The sequence below is a fragment of the Streptomyces sp. NBC_00989 genome (genome assembly GCF_045162655.1).
Lineage (GTDB): Bacteria > Actinomycetota > Actinomycetes > Streptomycetales > Streptomycetaceae > Streptomyces.
The window spans coordinates 4,236,385-4,252,636 of sequence record NZ_CP108728.1; the positions used below are offsets into that span (position 1 = coordinate 4,236,385).

Genomic DNA, 16,252 nt, shown 5'->3' on the forward strand with positions numbered 1-16,252 from the left:
CAGGCTCACGCCGTCTCCTCTTACCCAACCCCTACCTCGGTATGGGCCGGGTACCCCCCAGTAGGTACGCTGCAACTCATGCGTGCACTTCTCGTGGTCAATCCGGCGGCAACCACCACAAGCGCACGTACGCGCGACGTCCTGCTCCACGCGCTCGCGAGCGAGATGAAGCTGGAGGCGGTCACCACCGAGTACCGCGGCCACGCGCGCGACCTCGCCCGGCAGGCCGCGGAGACCGGGAACGTCGACCTGGTCGTGGCCCTCGGCGGCGACGGCACGGTCAACGAGGTCGTCAACGGCCTGCTGCACACCGGCCCCGACCCGGAGCGCCTGCCCGGCCTCGCGGTGGTCCCCGGCGGCTCCACCAACGTCTTCGCCCGCGCCCTGGGGCTGCCCAACGACGCCGTGGAAGCGACCGGCGCCATCCTGGACGCCCTGCGCGAGGGCAGCGAGCGCACGGTCGGCCTGGGGCTGACCTCCGGGACGCCCGGCACCGAGGACGAGGCCGTGCCCTCGCGCTGGTTCACCTTCAACGCCGGGCTCGGGTTCGACGCCGGGGTGGTCGGGCGGGTCGAGCAGCAGCGGGAGCAGGGCAAGAAATCGACGCATGCGCTGTACGTGCGTCAGGTGGTCCGGCAGTTCCTCGGTGAGCAGCACCGCCGGCACGGGACGATCACGCTGGAGCAGCCCGGCGGCGACCCGGTCACCGATCTCGTGGTGGCCATAGTCTCGAACACCTCGCCCTGGACGTATCTCGGCAATCGCCCGATGTACACGTCACCTAAGGCGTCGTTCGATAAAGGCCTCGACGTACTCGGTCTCAGCCGCCTGTCCAGCGCCGCGGTTGCCCGGTATGGCACCCAGTTGCTCACTTCGTCCCCCGAACGCGGACCCCATGGCAAGCACGCTGCGGCTCTGCACGACCTGAGCGAGTTCACCTTGCATTCGAAGGTCCCGTTGCCCCTCCAGATGGACGGCGACCACCTCGGACTGCGTACGAGCGTGACGTTCACAGGCGTACGCCGTGCACTGCGTGTGATTGTGTGAGCAGAAAGGGCTGAAGTCCTTTCACTCGAACGTTTAGACCAGGGTCCACCCCATGGAAGTACGGCTGTGACCTAGTCGACACCGAGGAATCAAAAAAAACTTTCCGGAAGGGGTTGTATCCGCCGCTGAGGTTTGCGAGTCTCTACGTGGCGATCGAGACGGCCCGCAACACCGGCCTCCACGGATCACCGGAACCCCTCTTCAATCCACAGGACCTCCGCCAGTGAACCTGGCGTTCGGCCCTTCACTTGTTGAGGGATTCGTGAAAGCGTTCACATTCACAAGCAACCCGCACGTAATACCAAGGAGAGGTAGCAGCCATGGACTGGCGTCACAACGCCGTTTGCCGCGAGGAAGACCCCGAGCTCTTCTTCCCCATCGGCAACACCGGTCCTGCGCTGCTGCAGATCGAGGAAGCCAAGGCCGTCTGCCGTCGCTGTCCCGTTATGGACCAGTGTCTGCAGTGGGCGCTCGAGTCCGGCCAGGACTCCGGCGTCTGGGGTGGTCTCAGCGAGGACGAGCGCCGCGCCATGAAGCGCCGCGCCGCTCGCAACCGTGCCCGTCAGGCCTCCGCCTGACGCCCACCCCGCTAACAGCCTGAGCTTGGCGGCGCGTACAGCGAGTACGCATCTCCCGCCCCCGAGCCGCAGCGCGCAGTACCCCCGATGCGCATAGCAACGAGCGACTGGCCCCGGACCATCAACTGGTCCGGGGCTCTTTGCTGTTCAAGACCGCGCGCATACGGCCGCCCGAGTACGCGCGTAGGACCGTTCAAGCACCCGCGTACGTACGGCTGTTGACGCCCGCATGTGTGGAGGTCCTGTGCACATACGTCACTTGTGCGCCTGCACCGGGACGTCCAGGATGACCCGGGTCCCCCGCTCGGGCCCCGCCACCATGTCGAACGTGCCGCCCAACTCGCCCTCCACCAGGGTCCGTACGATCTGCAGGCCCAGGTTGCCGGAGCGGTGCGGGTCGAATCCCTCGGGGAGGCCTACGCCGTCGTCCTGCACGGTGACCAGGAGGCGGGCCTCCTTCGAGGTGCCGCCGCGGACGGCCGAGACCTCGACCGTGCCCGTCTCGCCCTCGCGGAAGCCGTGTTCGAGGGCGTTCTGCAGGATCTCGGTGAGGACCATGGAGAGCGGGGTCGCGACCTCGGCGTCCAGTATCCCGAAGCGACCGCTGCGCCGGCCGGTGACCTTGCCCGGGGAGATCTCGGCGACCATCGCGAGCACCCGGTCGGCGATCTCGTCGAACTCCACGCGCTCGTCCAGGTTCTGGGACAGCGTCTCGTGCACGATCGCGATCGAGCCGACCCGGCGTACGGCCTCCTCCAGGGCCTCCCGGCCGCGCTCGGAGTCGATCCGGCGGGCCTGGAGACGCAACAGGGCGGCCACGGTCTGGAGGTTGTTCTTCACCCGGTGGTGGATCTCCCGGATGGTCGCGTCCTTGGTGATCAACTCCCGCTCGCGGCGCCGCAGTTCGGTGACGTCCCGGAGCAGCACCAGTGAACCGATGCGGGTTCCCTTGGGTTTGAGCGGGATCGCCCGGAACTGGATCACCCCGTCACGCGCCTCGATCTCGAACTCGCGCGGCGCCCAGCCGCTCGCGACCTTGGCCAGCGCCTCGTCCACCGGGCCCCGGGTCGGGGCGAGTTCGGCGGTGGTCACGCCCAGGTGCTGGCCGACGAGGTCGGTGGCGAGGCCCATGCGGTGGTACGCGGACAGCGCGTTGGGCGAGGCGTACTGCACGATGCCCTCGCCGTCGAGGCGGATCAGGCCGTCACCGACGCGCGGCGAGGCGTCCATGTCGACCTGCTGGTTCGGGAACGGGAAGGAACCGGCCGCGATCATCTGCGCGAGGTCCGACGCGCTCTGCAGGTAGGTGAGTTCGAGGCGGCTGGGGGTGCGCACGGTGAGGAGATTGGTGTTGCGCGCGATGACACCCAGGACGCGCCCGTCCCGTCGTACCGGAATCGACTCGACGCGGACGGGGACCTCTTCGCGCCACTCCGGGTCGCCCTCGCGGACGATGCGGCCCTCGTCCAGGGCCGCGTCCAGCATGGGGCGGCGGCCGCGCGGGACGAGGTGGCCGACCATGTCGTCCTGGTACGAGGTGGGACCCGTGTTCGGCCGCATCTGGGCGACGGAGACATAGCGGGTGCCGTCGCGCGTGGGGACCCACAGGACCAGGTCGGCGAAGGAGAGGTCGGAGAGCAGCTGCCACTCCGAGACCAGCAGGTGGAGCCACTCGAGGTCGGAGTCGTCGAGTGCGGTGTGCTGGCGTACGAGTTCGTTCATGGAGGGCACGTCTGCGAGCGTACCCGCCGGTCTGTACCTGTCCTAAAAACACCCGCGGGCCGCGGCGCCTGAGAGGGACCCTCAGCCCTCTCGGCACCGCAGCCCGGAGCAGCAACGGCCACGGGGTGTGCGGTCCCGATCGGCCGATGGATGAGGAGCCGGGGCAGTCAGGGCAGAGAGCCTCGGTTCCTCGGTCCGTCTTCCTGTGCGGGGAAGACGGAGGCTTACGCCTTTAACACATTGTGGACTAGACCACATTCCGTGTCCATGCTTTGAAGGATGTTGGAAAGCCTAACGGTGTCCGGTCCTGTGCGGGGCTGATTGGTCATGCGAATTTCCGCGGCTGGAACGGAACACGGGCTCAGCGGGTCTCCGTCACCTTGGCCAGGGCGCGGGGCGCGTCCGGGTCCTGGCCGCGGGCGATGGTGACCTCGTAGGCGAGGAGCTGGAGCGGGAGGATCTCCAGGATCGGCTGGAGTTCCTCGGGGACGCCCTCCACGGGCAGGACGAAGCCGGCCGAGGCCTGGTCGACCTGGCCTGCCGGGCCGATGACGACCAGGTCGGCGCCCCGGCCGCGCAGCCGGTCGAGGACGGGCTGGAGGGCGGTGCCGCCCTTGCCGTCGGTCACGACCGCGATGACCGGGGAGACGTTGTCGACCATGGCGAGGGGACCGTGCAGGAGGTCGGCGCCGGAGTAGGCGAGAGCGGGGATGTAGCTGGTCTCCATCAGTTTGAGAGCGGCTTCCTTGGCGGTGGGATAGCCGTAGCCGCGCGAGGTGATCACCATGCGTTCGGCGAAGCGGTAGCGGGAGGCGAGGGTGCGGACCTCGTCCTGGCGGGCGAGCAGCCGCTCGGCGAGGTCGGGCAGCGCCTTGGCCGCCGCGCCGTCGCCGCCGCGCAGGCCCTCGACGAAGAGGTAGAGCGCGAGCAGGGAGGCCGTGTACGTCTTGGTCGCGGGGAGGGCCTTCTCCGGGCCCGCCATGATGTCGATGTGGTACTCGGAGACGGCGGCCAGCGGTGAGTCCGGGTTGTTGGTCACGGCGACCGTGATCGCGCCGGCCTCGCGGGCGGCCCGGGTCGAGGCCACCAGGTCCGGGGAGCCGCCGGACTGGCTGACGGTGACGACGAGGACGTCGGTCAGGTCGGGGCGGGCGCCGTAGGCCGTGGTCGTCGACATCGAGGTGAGTCCGCAGGGCAGGCCGAGGCGGATCTCCAGGAGGTACTTGGCGTACAGGGCCGCGTTGTCGGAGGTGCCGCGGGCGGTGAGCAGCACGAAGCGGGGCTTGCGTACGGCCACCTCCTGGGCGACCTGGCGGATGCGCGGGGCGCCCTCGTCCAGGATGCGGCGCAGGACCGCGGGCTGTTCGGCCATCTCGCGGGCCATGATCCGGCCGGGGAGTTCGCTGTCGGGGGCCGGGGTCGTGGCGGTCATGCGGGGTCCTCCGGAGGTCGGTCGTGGCAGTGGTGCGGTGTCCATTTCACCCCCTCTGAGGGAGGTACGCCTCTGTTGGGCGGTTACCGGTTTCCGGACAGGCTGCGAACTCTGGGAGGCAAGGGCCTCCTCTGTTAGATTGGTGCGCGGATTGGTCTAAACCACACAGCACCTCCGGGTTCCTCGAAGCCCCTCTGCAGAACGGCAGGCCAGCGTGGAAGTTGTCATCGTTCCGGACGCCAAGTCGGGCGGCGAGCTGATCGCCGAGGCCATGGCACAGCTCCTCCGGCGCAAGCCGGACGCCCTTCTCGGCGTGGCCACCGGGTCGACGCCGCTGCCCATCTACGAAGCCCTCGCCGCCAAGGTCCGCGCCGGAGCCGTGGACACCTCGCGGGCGCGGATCGCCCAGCTCGACGAGTACGTGGGGCTGCCCGCCGAGCACCCGGAGTCGTACCGCTCGGTCCTGCGGCGCGAGGTGCTGGAGCCGCTCGGGGTCGGGATCGACGCGTTCCTCGGACCGGACGGGACCGCCGAGGACGTGCTGGGGGCGTGCGAGGCGTACGACCGGGCGCTGGGTGAGGCCGGCGGGGTGGACCTACAGATACTGGGGATCGGGACCGACGGGCACATCGGGTTCAACGAACCGTGCTCGTCGCTGGCCTCGCGGACCCGGATCAAGACGCTGACCGAGCAGACGCGGGTGGACAACGCGCGGTTCTTCGACGGCGACATCGAGCAGGTCCCGCACCACGTCATCACGCAGGGCATCGGCACCATCCTGGAAGCCCGGCACCTGGTGCTCCTCGCGACCGGTGAGGGCAAGGCGGACGCGGTCGCCGCGACCGTGGAGGGACCGGTCGCCGCGGTGTGCCCGGCGTCGGCACTCCAGTTGCACCGGCATGCGACGGTCGTGGTCGACGAGGGCGCCGCGTCCAAGCTGAAGCTCGCGGACTACTTCCGGCACACATTCGTCAACAAGCCGGACTGGCAAGGGATCTGACCCGGTCTCACCTGCGTACGTGCCGGTGCCGGGCCCCCTCGTGGAGGGCCCGGCACCGGTGTATTCGGAGGTGTTCCCCCGGGTCGGGGTCGCTCCCCCGGCTCATGGTCACGCCCCGGCGACGACCTCCGCCGCCGCCTGGCCGCAGACACGGGCCGCACCGTGCGTCGCGATGTGCAGGGCGCCTCGGGGCGGGGCCTGCGGTACGCCCATCTCGACCACGACGGTGTCGGGGCGGGCGGCCAGCAGGGTGTCGAGGGTGGCCGCCATCCAGGGGTGCCGGTGTTCGTCCCGGACCACGACGACGATCCGCCGCGCCCCGGCCGCGTTCAGGACGTCATCACCCACGTCCTCCCCGGCGAAGCCCCCCGTCTCCGTGCCGGGCAGCAGCCGGACCAGCTCCGCACCCACGCCCCAGGGAGTCTCGTCGCCGACGGCGATGTTGGCGACCGGGGTGAGGAGGGCTACGTAGGGCGCTTCGGTGAGCGGGGTGAAGTCGTCGGTGCCGGTGACCGTGAGGGCGCGGCGGGCGGCGACGAGACCGACATCCACGCGCGTCACGCCTCCTGCCGAGGCGGGCGCCGGTTCCGAAGCGGCGGCGGCACCCGAAGCCGTCCACTGCGCCAGTCCCCGCACCCGTTCCGCCGCTTCGGCCAGCCGTTCCTCCGGCAGCTCTCCCGACCGCACCGCCCCCACCAGCGCGTCGCGCAGGCGTCGTACCGTCTCGTCGTCCGCGAGGCCTCCGCCGACGCAGATCGCGTCCGCGCCGGCGGCGATCGCGAGGACGCTGCCGCGTTCGATGCCGTAGGTGGCGGCGATGGCCTGCATCTCCATGCCGTCGGTGACGATGAGGCCGTCGTAGCCGAGCCGGCCGCGGAGGAGGTCGGTCAGGACGCGGAGGGAGAGGGTGGCCGGGTGGTCCGGGTCCAGGGTGGGGACCAGGATGTGGGCGCTCATCACCGCGCGGGTGCCGGCGGCGATGGCCGCGCGGAACGGGAGCAGTTCGCGCTGCTCCAGGACCGTCGGCTCCGCGTCGATGCGCGGCAGCGCGTGGTGGGAGTCGACCGCCGTGTCGCCGTGGCCCGGGAAGTGCTTCGTGCACGCGGCGACGCCCGCCGACTGGAGGCCGGTGACGTAGGCCGCCGTGTGCCGGGCGACCAGCTCCGGGTCGGCGCCGAAGGAACGGACGCCGATGACCGGGTTGGAGGGGTTGGAGTTGACGTCGGCGGAGGGGGCCCAGTTCAGGTTCACTCCGCATTCCGCGAGTCTGCGGCCCAGCTCGTGGGCCACCGCCCTCGTCAGGTCCACGTCGTCGACCGCGCCGAGCGCGTGGTTGCCCGGGAAGGAGGAGCCCGTGCGGGCCTCCAGGCGGGTGACGTCTCCGCCCTCCTCATCGATCGCGACCAGCACGTCGTCCCGTTCGGACCGCAACTGGGCGGTCAGCGAGGAGAGTTGCTCGAGTGACGCGATGTTGCGGCCGAACAGGCCCACCGAGGCCAGGCCTTCGCCGAGGCGCCGCAGTAGCCAGTCGGGGGCCGTGGTGCCGGGGAAGCCGGGCTGCAGGACGGTGAGGGCGTCGCGCGTCAGGCCATCTTTTACAGAATCAGACGCTGTGGTACCGCTGGCGAGTGTCGTCATCGGTTGGCGTTATCCCTTCACAGCGCCCGCGGTCAGCCCCGCGGCCATCTTGCGCTGGACGATGAGGAACAGGACGACGATCGGCACGGCCATCATCGTGGCGCCGGCCATCATCGGGGCGTACTCGGTGCCGTGCTTGGTGGTGAAGTTGCCGAGCCAGACGGTCGCCGTCTGGTGCTCCTGGCTGAGCAGCATGAGGGCGTACAGGTACTCGTTCCAGGCCTGGATGAAGCCGTAGACCGAAGTGGCGACCATGCCCGGGGCCAGGAGCGGGAAGACGACGCGGATGAAGGCGCCGGTGCGGGAGCAGCCGTCGACCATGGCCGCCTCCTCCAGCTCCTTCGGGATGTTGACGATGAAGCCGCGCAGGGTCCACACCGTGAACGGGAGGATGAACGTCAGGTACGTGATGACCAGGCCCGAGAGCTTGTCGTACTGGTCGAGGTCGTTCAGCAGCAGGAAGACCGGGATGATCATCGAGACCAGCGGGACCATCTGGACCGCGAGGATGCCGACGATCACGACCTTGCGGCCGCGGAACGCGAAGCGGGAGATGGCGAGCGCGGCCAGCAGGCCGACGACGACGCCGATCACGACCACCGAGAGGGACACGATGAGGCTGCGGCCGACCGGGCCCCAGAAGTCGGCGATGTCCAGCGCCCGGCGGAAGTTGTCGAGGGTGATGCCGGTGGGCAGCAGGCTCGGGTCCGGGTCGATGGCGTCCTTCGCCGGTTTGAACGCCGTGTCGAGCATCCAGTAGAGGGGGAAGCCGACGACGACGAAGACGAGCAGGCCTACGAGGTTCCAGCCCAGCTTCGACTTCCGGCGGCCACCACCCGATGTCTTGGGCGCATCGGTCGTGAGCGCGCTCATTCGACCTCTCCGATCTGAAGCATCTGACGCATGTAGACGGCGACGACCCCGAGCAGCAGCACCACCGTGACGAGGGCGATCGCGGAACCCTGTCCGTAGTCGTTGACGACGAACGCGCGGTCGTACGAATAGGTGCTGAGCAGTTGGAAGTCGGCCTCGGGGTGACCACCGCGCATCACGAACACCTGCGGGAAGACACCCATGTCCCAGATCACCGACAGGGTCGTGAGCATCACGATGATCGGCTTGAGGATGGGCAGGGTGACATAGCGGAAGACACCCCACGCGCCGGCGCCGTCGAGGCGGGCGGCCTCCTCCAACTCCTGGGGGACCTGGGTGAGTCCGGCGCTGAGGGTGATCACCACGAAGGGCACCGCGCCCCACACCACCAGCAGCATGATGACGAGCAGGCCCTGCGGTCCGCTCGCGAACCAGTTGTGGCCGATCATGTCGACGCCGGGCAACTTGCTGAGCAGCGCGTTGAAGACGCCGTAGTCCGAGTCGAAGAGCCACTTGAAGACGGTGGTCGCGACGATGACCGGCATGCCCCAACTGGCCACCAGGACAACGTTGATGAGGGTTTTCACCCAGCCGGAGACCTTCTGCTGGAGCAGGGCGAGGGCCATGCCGGCGACCATCGTGAAGATGACCGAGCCGGCCGCGAAGACGATCGTGCGGACGACGACGCCCCAGAACTCGCCGTCGCCGAGGATGCCGGAGAAGTTGTCGAAGCCGATCCACTCGGCGGGCTTGAAGCCCCACAGCTGGGACTGGCCGAAGGACTGGAAGGACAGCGTGACCAGGCGGACCAGCGGATAGCCCATGACCAGGCCGAGGATGAGCAGGCAGGGCGCGAGCAGCAGCCAGGGGACGCCGGTCCCTCTCGACGTCCCCCGTCTGCGGGGTGCGTCGGAGACGCGCGGTGGGGGCGCCTGCCGCGGCGGCGGCACCTTGGCGGGGGTGGTCGTGTCGGCACTCATCACGCGCTCCTCGGCGATCCCTCAGGTCGTACGGCCGTGCTTCCTACGAGTCGCGGGGCCCTGCCCCGAGGACACCTCGATGTCCGACAGGACATCTCGGTGTCCAACAGGGCCCCGCACTCAGGTCACTTGGTGTTGATGACCTTGTCGATCGCGGTGTCCGCTTCCTTCGCGGCGTCCTCGACCGACTTCTTGCCGGTGCCGATGTTCTGCAGCATGGTCTGGAGGACCTGGGCCTTCTCGACCTGGCCCCAGCCGGGTGCCATCGGGACGAACCAGTTGGACTCGGCCGCGGTGGCCGGGACCGCCGTCGCGGGGTCGCTCTTCAGCGTCGCGAGGTCGGTCTTGTTGTTCGGCAGGTTGCCCTTGGCGATCAGGCCCTTCTGGCCGGACGGACCGGTGAAGGCGTTGATCCACTCGGCGGCGAGCGCCTGCGCCTTGGACTTGACCGGGATGGCCAGGTCCGAACCGCCCAGGAACACGGGCATGTTCTTGCCGGACGGGCCGGGCATCACGAAGTTGACGAGGTCGGTCTTCAGCTTGCCGCCCGTCTTGTCGTTCTTCGGGTCGGCGGCGGTCGCGCCCTCCCACGCGGCGGCGAAGATCATGGACGCCTTGCCCTGGCCGTACACGATGTAACGGTCGGACTCGTCCTTGGTCTTGTCGCCGTGCATGTACTTGTCGATGACCGACTTCCACTCGTTGAGTCCCTTGATGGACTCGGGCGAGGAGAGGCTGGCCTTCCACTGGTCACCGGACTGGGTGGCGATGGCGCCGCCGGCGTCGTAGACGAAGGACATGGCCGCGTACCAGTCACGGGTGGGCTGGTACCAGGCGCTGAACTTGCTGCCTTCCTTCTTCTGGATCTTGTCCAGGTCGGCGGTCAGCTCGGTGTACGTCGTCGGCGGGGCCTTGATGCCGACCGAAGCGGCGATGTCCTTGCGCCAGTTGGCGACGCGGCCACCGGCGTAGTACGGGACGCCGTAGGTCTTGCCGTCGTAGGTCACCGAGGCCTTGAGGCCGTCGAGCCAGGCGGAGGAGTTGGTGAACTTGGCCGGGTCCACGGGTGCGAAGGCGCCCTTGACCATGTAGCCCAGCATCTCGGTGTTGCCCATCTCGACCACGTCGGGCGCCTTGTCGGTGGCGAGGACCGCGTCGAGCTTGGTGTTCTTGTCCGGCCAGCCGTAGTACTCGTGCTTGATCTTGACGCCCGGGTGCGCCTTCTGCACGGCCGCGTCGGCCGCCTTCACCAGCTGGGGCCAGTTGTTCTGCGCGTCGACGGTGAGCCAGACGGTCAGCTCCTTGGCGTCGGCGCCGCTGTTCGAAGAGCTCTTGTCGTCGTTGCCCCCGCACGCCGCGATGGAGACCATCATGCCCGCGATACCGATCGCGGCTATCAGCTTGCGCTTCACGCCACCCTCCTCAGGGATGCCTGCCACACCTCCCGCCCAAGAGCCGGGACCTGAACCAATGGTGTAGACCAGTACCGGGAGCTTGGACCAGACCACAGAGCCTGTCAAGAGCCCCCGAAACACCCCTGACCAGCCGTTATGCGACCTACATATGCAGGAACCTTTAAGTAAGAAGGCAGCGAAAACACCGGTGCCGGAGTACTGTCGTCCGCTAGACCACTTGGCGCTGTGGACTAGACCAAAAGAGACGGCGACGGTATACAGAGGGGATCACCAAGTGACCCTTGTCCGGAGCCGGGAAGGCGGAGCATGAGCACCGACGTCAGCAGTGCGGAGAACGAGGGTGGGGCCACCGTCCGCACCGCGCGTGTGCCCAAGTACTACCGCTTGAAGAAGCACCTGCTGGACATGACGGAGACACTGGCGCCGGGCACCCCCGTCCCGCCCGAGCGCACCCTCGCGGCGGAGTTCGACACCTCGCGCACCACCGTGCGCCAGGCCCTTCAGGAACTCGTCGTCGAGGGCCGCCTGGAGCGCATCCAGGGCAAGGGCACGTTCGTCGCCAAGCCGAAGGTCTCGCAGGCCCTCCAACTCACCTCGTACACCGAGGACATGCGGGCCCAGGGCCTCGAACCCACCTCGCAGCTCCTCGACATCGGCTACATCACCGCCGACGACACCCTCGCCGACCTGCTGGACATCACCGCCGGCGGCCGGGTCCTGCGCATCGAGCGGCTGCGCATGGCCAACGCCGAGCCGATGGCCATAGAGACGACCCACCTCAGCGCGAAGCGCTTCCCCGCGCTGCGCAGGTCACTCGTCAAGTACACGTCGCTGTACACCGCGTTGGCCGAGGTCTACGACGTCCACCTCGCCGAGGCCGAGGAGACCATCGAGACCTCGCTGGCCACCCCGCGCGAGGCCGGCCTGCTCAGCACCGACGTCGGCCTGCCCATGCTGATGCTCTCCCGCCACTCCCTCGACAAGGAGGGCAAGCCGGTGGAGTGGGTGCGGTCGGTGTACCGGGGGGACCGCTACAAGTTCGTGGCGCGACTCAAGCGCCCACAGGACTAGGGGACTTACGGAGTTACCGGGGTTGCTCTACGTTCCTCCCGTCGCCGCATGGACGGGAGGACCACCCGGTGCGTACCGCGAACGTCCGAACCATCGTCGTCTGGACCCTCGTCGCGCTCGTCGGCGCGGCGGGCTGGTCCGTGCTCGCGCTGGCGCGGGGCGAGAACGTGTCGGCCGCCTGGATGGTCGCCGCCGCGCTCGGCTCGTACGCCATCGCCTACCGCTTCTACGCGAAGTTCATCGTCCACAAGGTCCTGAAGGTCGACGGCACCCGGGCCACCCCGGCCGAACGCCTCGACAACGGCATGGACTACCACCTCACCGACCGCCGCGTCCTGCTCGGCCACCACTTCGCCGCGATCGCCGGCGCCGGACCGCTCGTCGGACCCGTACTCGCCGCCCAGATGGGCTACTTGCCCGGCACGATCTGGATCGTCGTCGGTGTCATCTTCGCGGGCGCGGTCCAGGACATGGTGGTGCTGTTCTTCTCAACCCGCCGCGACGGCAGGTCACTTGGGCAGATGGCCCGCGAGGAGATCGGCCCGTTCGGCGGTGCGGCCGCGCTGCTCGCCACCTTCGCCATCATGATCATCCTGCTCGGCGTGCTGGCCCTGGTCGTCGTGAACGCGCTGGCCTCCTCCCCCTGGGGCACCTTCTCCATCGGCATGACCATCCCGATCGCCCTCCTGATGGGCTTCTATCTACGGGTACTTCGCCCCGGCCGGGTCTCCGAGGTCTCCCTGATCGGCGTGGCCCTGCTGCTGCTCGCCCTGGTCGCGGGCCGCTGGGTCGCCGAGTCGTCCTGGGCCGGCACCTTCACCCTCGCGCCCTCGACGCTGGTGATCTGGCTGGTGGGCTACGGCTTCGTCGCCTCGATCCTGCCCGTCTGGACCCTGCTCGCCCCGCGCGACTACCTCTCCACCTTCATGAAGATCGGCACGATCGGCCTGCTCGCGATCGGGGTCGTGGTCGCCCTGCCCGCCCTGAAGATGCCCGCCGTCACCGACTTCGCCAAGCACGGCAACGGCCCGGTCTTCGCCGGCTCGCTCTTCCCCTTCGTCTTCATCACGATCGCCTGCGGCGCCCTGTCCGGCTTCCACTCGCTCATCTCCAGCGGTACGACGCCGAAGATGATCCAGAAGGAAACCCAGATCCGCATGATCGGCTACGGCGCGATGCTGATGGAGTCGTCGGTCGCCGTCATGGCGCTGGTCGCCGCGAGCATCATCGACCCGGGTCTGTACTTCGCGATGAACGCCCCGTCGGGCGCGATCGGCACGACCGTGCAGAACGCCTCGCAGGTGGTGAGCAGTTGGGGCTATCACATCTCCCCCGCCGACCTCGCGCAGGCCGCGAAGAACGTCGACGAGGCGAGCCTGCTGTCCCGCACCGGCGGGGCGCCCACCCTCGCGGTCGGCGTCTCGGAGATCTTCTCCAAGGTCACCGGCGGGAGTCTGCGCGCCTTCTGGTACCACTTCGCGATCATGTTCGAGGCGCTGTTCATCCTCACCGCGCTGGACGCGGGCACGCGGGTGGGCCGGTTCATGCTCCAGGACATGCTGGGGAACGTCTACCGGCCCTTCAAGAACGTGAGTTGGAAGCCGGGCCTGGCCCTGACCAGCGCCGTGGTCTGCGCCCTCTGGGGCTACTTCCTCTGGGTCGGCGTGCACGAACCCCTCGGCGGGATCAACCAGCTCTTCCCGATCTTCGGCATCTCCAACCAGCTCCTCGCGGCCGTCGCCCTGGCCGTCTGCACCACCCTCCTGGTGAAGTCCGGACGCCTCAAGTGGGCCTGGATCACCGGGATTCCGCTCGCCTGGGACGCGACGGTCACCCTGACCGCGAGCTGGCAGAAGGTCTTCTCCAGCGACCCGAAGGTCGGCTTCTTCAAGCAGCGCTCGGTGTTCCAGGACGCGATCGACGCGGGCAGGGTCCTGCCGCCCGCCAAGTCCATGGACGACATGCACACCGTCGTCACCAACTCCACGGTGGACGGGGTGCTTTCGGCCATTCTCGCGGTGCTGGTCGTGGTCGTGATCACGGACGCCCTTCGCGTCTGCGTTCGACACGTCCGCCGCCCCGCGCTCTCCACGCTGAGCGAGACGCCGTACGTCGAGTCGAAGATCGTGGCGCCGGCCGGGCTGATCCCGACCCGGGAGGAGAAGGAAGAGGAGGCGGCACGCGATGTGGTCGGCGCTCAGGCGGGCGACTAGCGGAGTGCGCTGGTATGTCCGGGAGTTGATGGACGAGTCGGCGTACGACCGGTATGTCGCGCACGTACGCCTGGACCACCCCGAGGCGGAGGTCCCCGGCCGCCGCGACTTCGAACGGATGCGGACGGACCGCCAGGAGGCCGACCCACGCCAGGGATTCCGCTGCTGCTGACACCGATGTCAGGCCCGATGTCAGGCCTTCACCGAATCGACATGACGATATGCGGACGAGGTCTTTCGCTGCGGCGACACCGTGACCTACATTGCCTGCGCGTTACACAGGTGATCAGCGAGGGGACGGAGCCGCGAAATGTCAGATGTGCCTGAAGTTCCGCCCGAAGTGGCCGCACCGGTGGTGACTCCGGTCCGCGCCGTCATCGCCGTCTGCCTGTTCGCGCCCTTCGTGGCGCTGCTCTGGGTCGGCTCCTACACCAAGATCGACCCCACGTTCATCGGCATCCCGTTCTTCTACTGGTACCAGATGCTCTGGGTGCTGATCTCGACGGCGCTGACGATGACCGCCTACAAGCTGTGGCAGCGCGACCAGCGGACCCGCCATGGAGGTAACCGGTGAACGACGGCGTGAACGGCGTCGCCCTCGGCGTCTTCATCTTCTTCTTCCTGGCCGTCACGGTCCTGGGCTTCCTGGCCGCCCGCTGGCGCCGGGCCGACAACGAGCAGAGCCTCGACGAATGGGGCCTGGGCGGACGGTCGTTCGGCACCTGGGTCACCTGGTTCCTGCTCGGCGGCGACCTCTACACGGCGTATACGTTCGTCGCGGTCCCGGCGGCGGTCTACGCGGCGGGCGCGGCCGGCTTCTTCGCGGTGCCGTACACGATCCTCGTCTACCCCCTCATCTTCACGTTCCTCCCCCGCCTCTGGTCGGTGTCGCACAAGCACGGATACGTGACGACGTCCGACTTCGTGCGCGGCCGCTTCGGCTCGAAGGGCCTGTCCCTGGCGGTGGCGGTCACCGGCATCCTCGCGACGATGCCGTACATCGCACTCCAACTCGTCGGCATCCAGGCCGTGTTGGATGTCATGGGCGTGGGCGGCAGCGCGAGCTCCAACTGGTTCGTGAAGGACCTGCCGCTGCTGATCGCGTTCGCCGTGCTGGCCGCGTACACCTACTCGTCCGGCCTCCGCGCCCCCGCGCTGATCGCGTTCGTGAAGGACGGGCTGATCTACCTGGTCATCACGGTGGCGATCATCTACATCCCGATCAAGCTCGGCGGCTTCGACGACATCTTCAGCGCGGCGGGCGCCAAGTTCAAGGCGGCGGGAGCGGGCGGACTCGTCCCCGCACCGGCGGGCCAATGGACGTACGCCACACTGGCGTTGGGCTCGGCACTGGCGTTGTTCATGTACCCCCACTCGATCACGGCGACCCTGTCCTCCAAGAGCCGCAACGTGATCCGCCGCAACACCACGATCCTGCCCCTGTATTCACTGATGCTGGGCCTGCTGGCGCTGCTCGGCTTCATGGCGATCGCGGCGGGCGTCAAGGTCACCAACGGCCAACTGGCGATCCCGCAGCTGTTCGAGAACATGTTCCCGGACTGGTTCGCGGGCGTGGCCTTCGCGGCGATCGGCATCGGCGCCCTCGTCCCGGCGGCCATCATGTCCATCGCGGCGGCGAACCTCTTCACCCGCAACATCTACAAGGACTTCATCAAACCGGACGCGACCCCGGCCCAGGAGACAAAGGTCTCCAAGATCGTCTCGCTCCTGGTGAAGGTCGGCGCCCTCGCCTTCGTCCTGACGATGGACAAGACGGTCGCCATCAACTTCCAGCTCCTGGGCGGCATCTGGATCCTCCAGACCTTCCCGTCCCTGGTGGGCGGCCTCTTCACCCGCTGGCCCCACCGCTGGGCCCTCCTCGCCGGCTGGGCGGTCGGCATGATCTACGGCACCCTCGCCGCGTACGGCGTGGCCTCCCCGACCCAGGACCACTTCGGCGGCTCGTCCAAGGAGATCCCCGGCATCGGCGAGATCGGCTACATCGGCCTGACGGCGTTCGTCCTGAACGTCGTGGTCACGGTGGTCCTCACGTTCGCCCTGAAGGCGTTCAAGGCCCCCGAGGGCATCGACGAGACCAGCCCCGCCGACTACACGGCAGACGCAGGCGACCCGGGCGTAGAGGTGGAGCTGCCTCCGGCGACTGCTGGCGCCGCCCACTGAGCCCACCCAGGGGCGCGGGGCTGTATCGATTTGCGGCTCCGCCGCGTGGGCGCGCCCAGCCACGACGAACCCGCAGCGGGCCACCGAAAAGCAAGTCACTCG

Annotated in this window: 14 protein-coding genes; 8 read left to right on the forward strand and 6 right to left on the reverse strand. The window is 68.5% G+C overall.

Annotation, left to right across the window (positions count from 1 at the left end; translation table 11 throughout):
- Window positions 1–78: 78 nt before the first annotated feature.
- Together OG714_RS18200 and OG714_RS18205 are read left to right on the forward strand one after the other, a co-directional pair.
- Window positions 79–1,047, forward strand: coding sequence for a diacylglycerol/lipid kinase family protein (locus OG714_RS18200; protein WP_406122230.1), 969 nt, complete (start codon window positions 79–81; stop codon window positions 1,045–1,047).
- Between the two features lie 320 nt (window positions 1,048–1,367).
- Complete coding sequence (locus tag OG714_RS18205; protein ID WP_006142322.1) at window positions 1,368–1,625, forward strand: WhiB family transcriptional regulator; 258 nt, start codon at window positions 1,368–1,370, stop codon at window positions 1,623–1,625.
- A 255-nt stretch (window positions 1,626–1,880) separates the two neighbouring features.
- Here OG714_RS18205 and OG714_RS18210 read toward each other — a convergent pair whose 3' ends face one another.
- Both OG714_RS18210 and OG714_RS18215 read right to left on the reverse strand, forming a co-directional pair.
- Window positions 1,881–3,347: a sensor histidine kinase gene (locus OG714_RS18210; RefSeq protein WP_406131863.1), complete on the reverse strand. Its 1,467-nt coding sequence runs from the start codon at window positions 3,345–3,347 to the stop codon at window positions 1,881–1,883.
- A 361-nt stretch (window positions 3,348–3,708) separates the two neighbouring features.
- A complete protein-coding gene (locus OG714_RS18215) occupies window positions 3,709–4,779 on the reverse strand; it encodes an SIS domain-containing protein (RefSeq protein WP_406122232.1) in 1,071 nt (356 codons plus the stop codon).
- 214 nt (window positions 4,780–4,993) lie between these two features.
- Here OG714_RS18215 and nagB point away from each other — a divergent pair, with 214 nt between their 5' ends.
- The gene (nagB, locus tag OG714_RS18220) at window positions 4,994–5,779 is read left to right on the forward strand and encodes a glucosamine-6-phosphate deaminase (protein ID WP_406122234.1); all 786 of its coding nucleotides are present in this window, start codon (window positions 4,994–4,996) and stop codon (window positions 5,777–5,779) included.
- Window positions 5,780–5,887: 108 nt separating this feature from the next.
- Here nagB and OG714_RS18225 read toward each other — a convergent pair whose 3' ends face one another.
- From OG714_RS18225 to OG714_RS18240, 4 genes are all read right to left on the reverse strand, one after another.
- Entirely contained in the window at window positions 5,888–7,417 is a 1,530-nt protein-coding gene (locus OG714_RS18225; RefSeq protein WP_406122236.1) for a glycoside hydrolase family 3 protein, read from the reverse strand.
- Between the two features lie 9 nt (window positions 7,418–7,426).
- Window positions 7,427–8,290, reverse strand: a complete 864-nt coding sequence (locus OG714_RS18230) for a carbohydrate ABC transporter permease (protein ID WP_406122238.1) — start codon at window positions 8,288–8,290, stop codon at window positions 7,427–7,429.
- Window positions 8,287–9,273: a carbohydrate ABC transporter permease gene (locus tag OG714_RS18235; RefSeq protein WP_406122240.1), complete on the reverse strand. Its 987-nt coding sequence runs from the start codon at window positions 9,271–9,273 to the stop codon at window positions 8,287–8,289. Before OG714_RS18235 ends, OG714_RS18230 begins: the two co-directional genes overlap by 4 nt.
- 122 nt (window positions 9,274–9,395) lie before the next feature.
- Window positions 9,396–10,682, reverse strand: coding sequence for an extracellular solute-binding protein (locus OG714_RS18240; protein ID WP_406122242.1), 1,287 nt, complete (start codon window positions 10,680–10,682; stop codon window positions 9,396–9,398).
- 309 nt (window positions 10,683–10,991) lie between these two features.
- Here OG714_RS18240 and OG714_RS18245 point away from each other — a divergent pair, with 309 nt between their 5' ends.
- The 5 genes from OG714_RS18245 to mctP all read left to right on the forward strand — a co-directional run bounded on the left by OG714_RS18245 (window position 10,992) and on the right by mctP (window position 16,150).
- Window positions 10,992–11,756, forward strand: coding sequence for a GntR family transcriptional regulator (locus OG714_RS18245; RefSeq protein WP_366489788.1), 765 nt, complete (start codon window positions 10,992–10,994; stop codon window positions 11,754–11,756).
- Between the two features lie 68 nt (window positions 11,757–11,824).
- Window positions 11,825–13,969 carry a carbon starvation CstA family protein gene (locus OG714_RS18250; protein WP_406122243.1) on the forward strand — a complete coding sequence of 715 codons (2,145 nt, stop codon included), beginning with the start codon at window positions 11,825–11,827 and terminating at the stop codon, window positions 13,967–13,969.
- Entirely contained in the window at window positions 13,941–14,141 is a 201-nt protein-coding gene (locus OG714_RS18255) for a YbdD/YjiX family protein (RefSeq protein WP_406122245.1), read from the forward strand. Before OG714_RS18250 ends, OG714_RS18255 begins: the two co-directional genes overlap by 29 nt.
- Before the next feature lie 138 nt (window positions 14,142–14,279).
- On the forward strand, window positions 14,280–14,543 hold the full coding sequence (locus OG714_RS18260) for a DUF3311 domain-containing protein (protein WP_406122247.1): 264 nt from the start codon (window positions 14,280–14,282) through the stop codon (window positions 14,541–14,543).
- Window positions 14,540–16,150 (forward strand): monocarboxylate uptake permease MctP, encoded by a 1,611-nt coding sequence (gene mctP / locus OG714_RS18265; protein WP_406122248.1) that lies wholly within the window; start codon window positions 14,540–14,542, stop codon window positions 16,148–16,150. The genes OG714_RS18260 and mctP overlap by 4 nt, the downstream gene beginning before the upstream one ends.
- Window positions 16,151–16,252 lie beyond the last annotated feature (102 nt).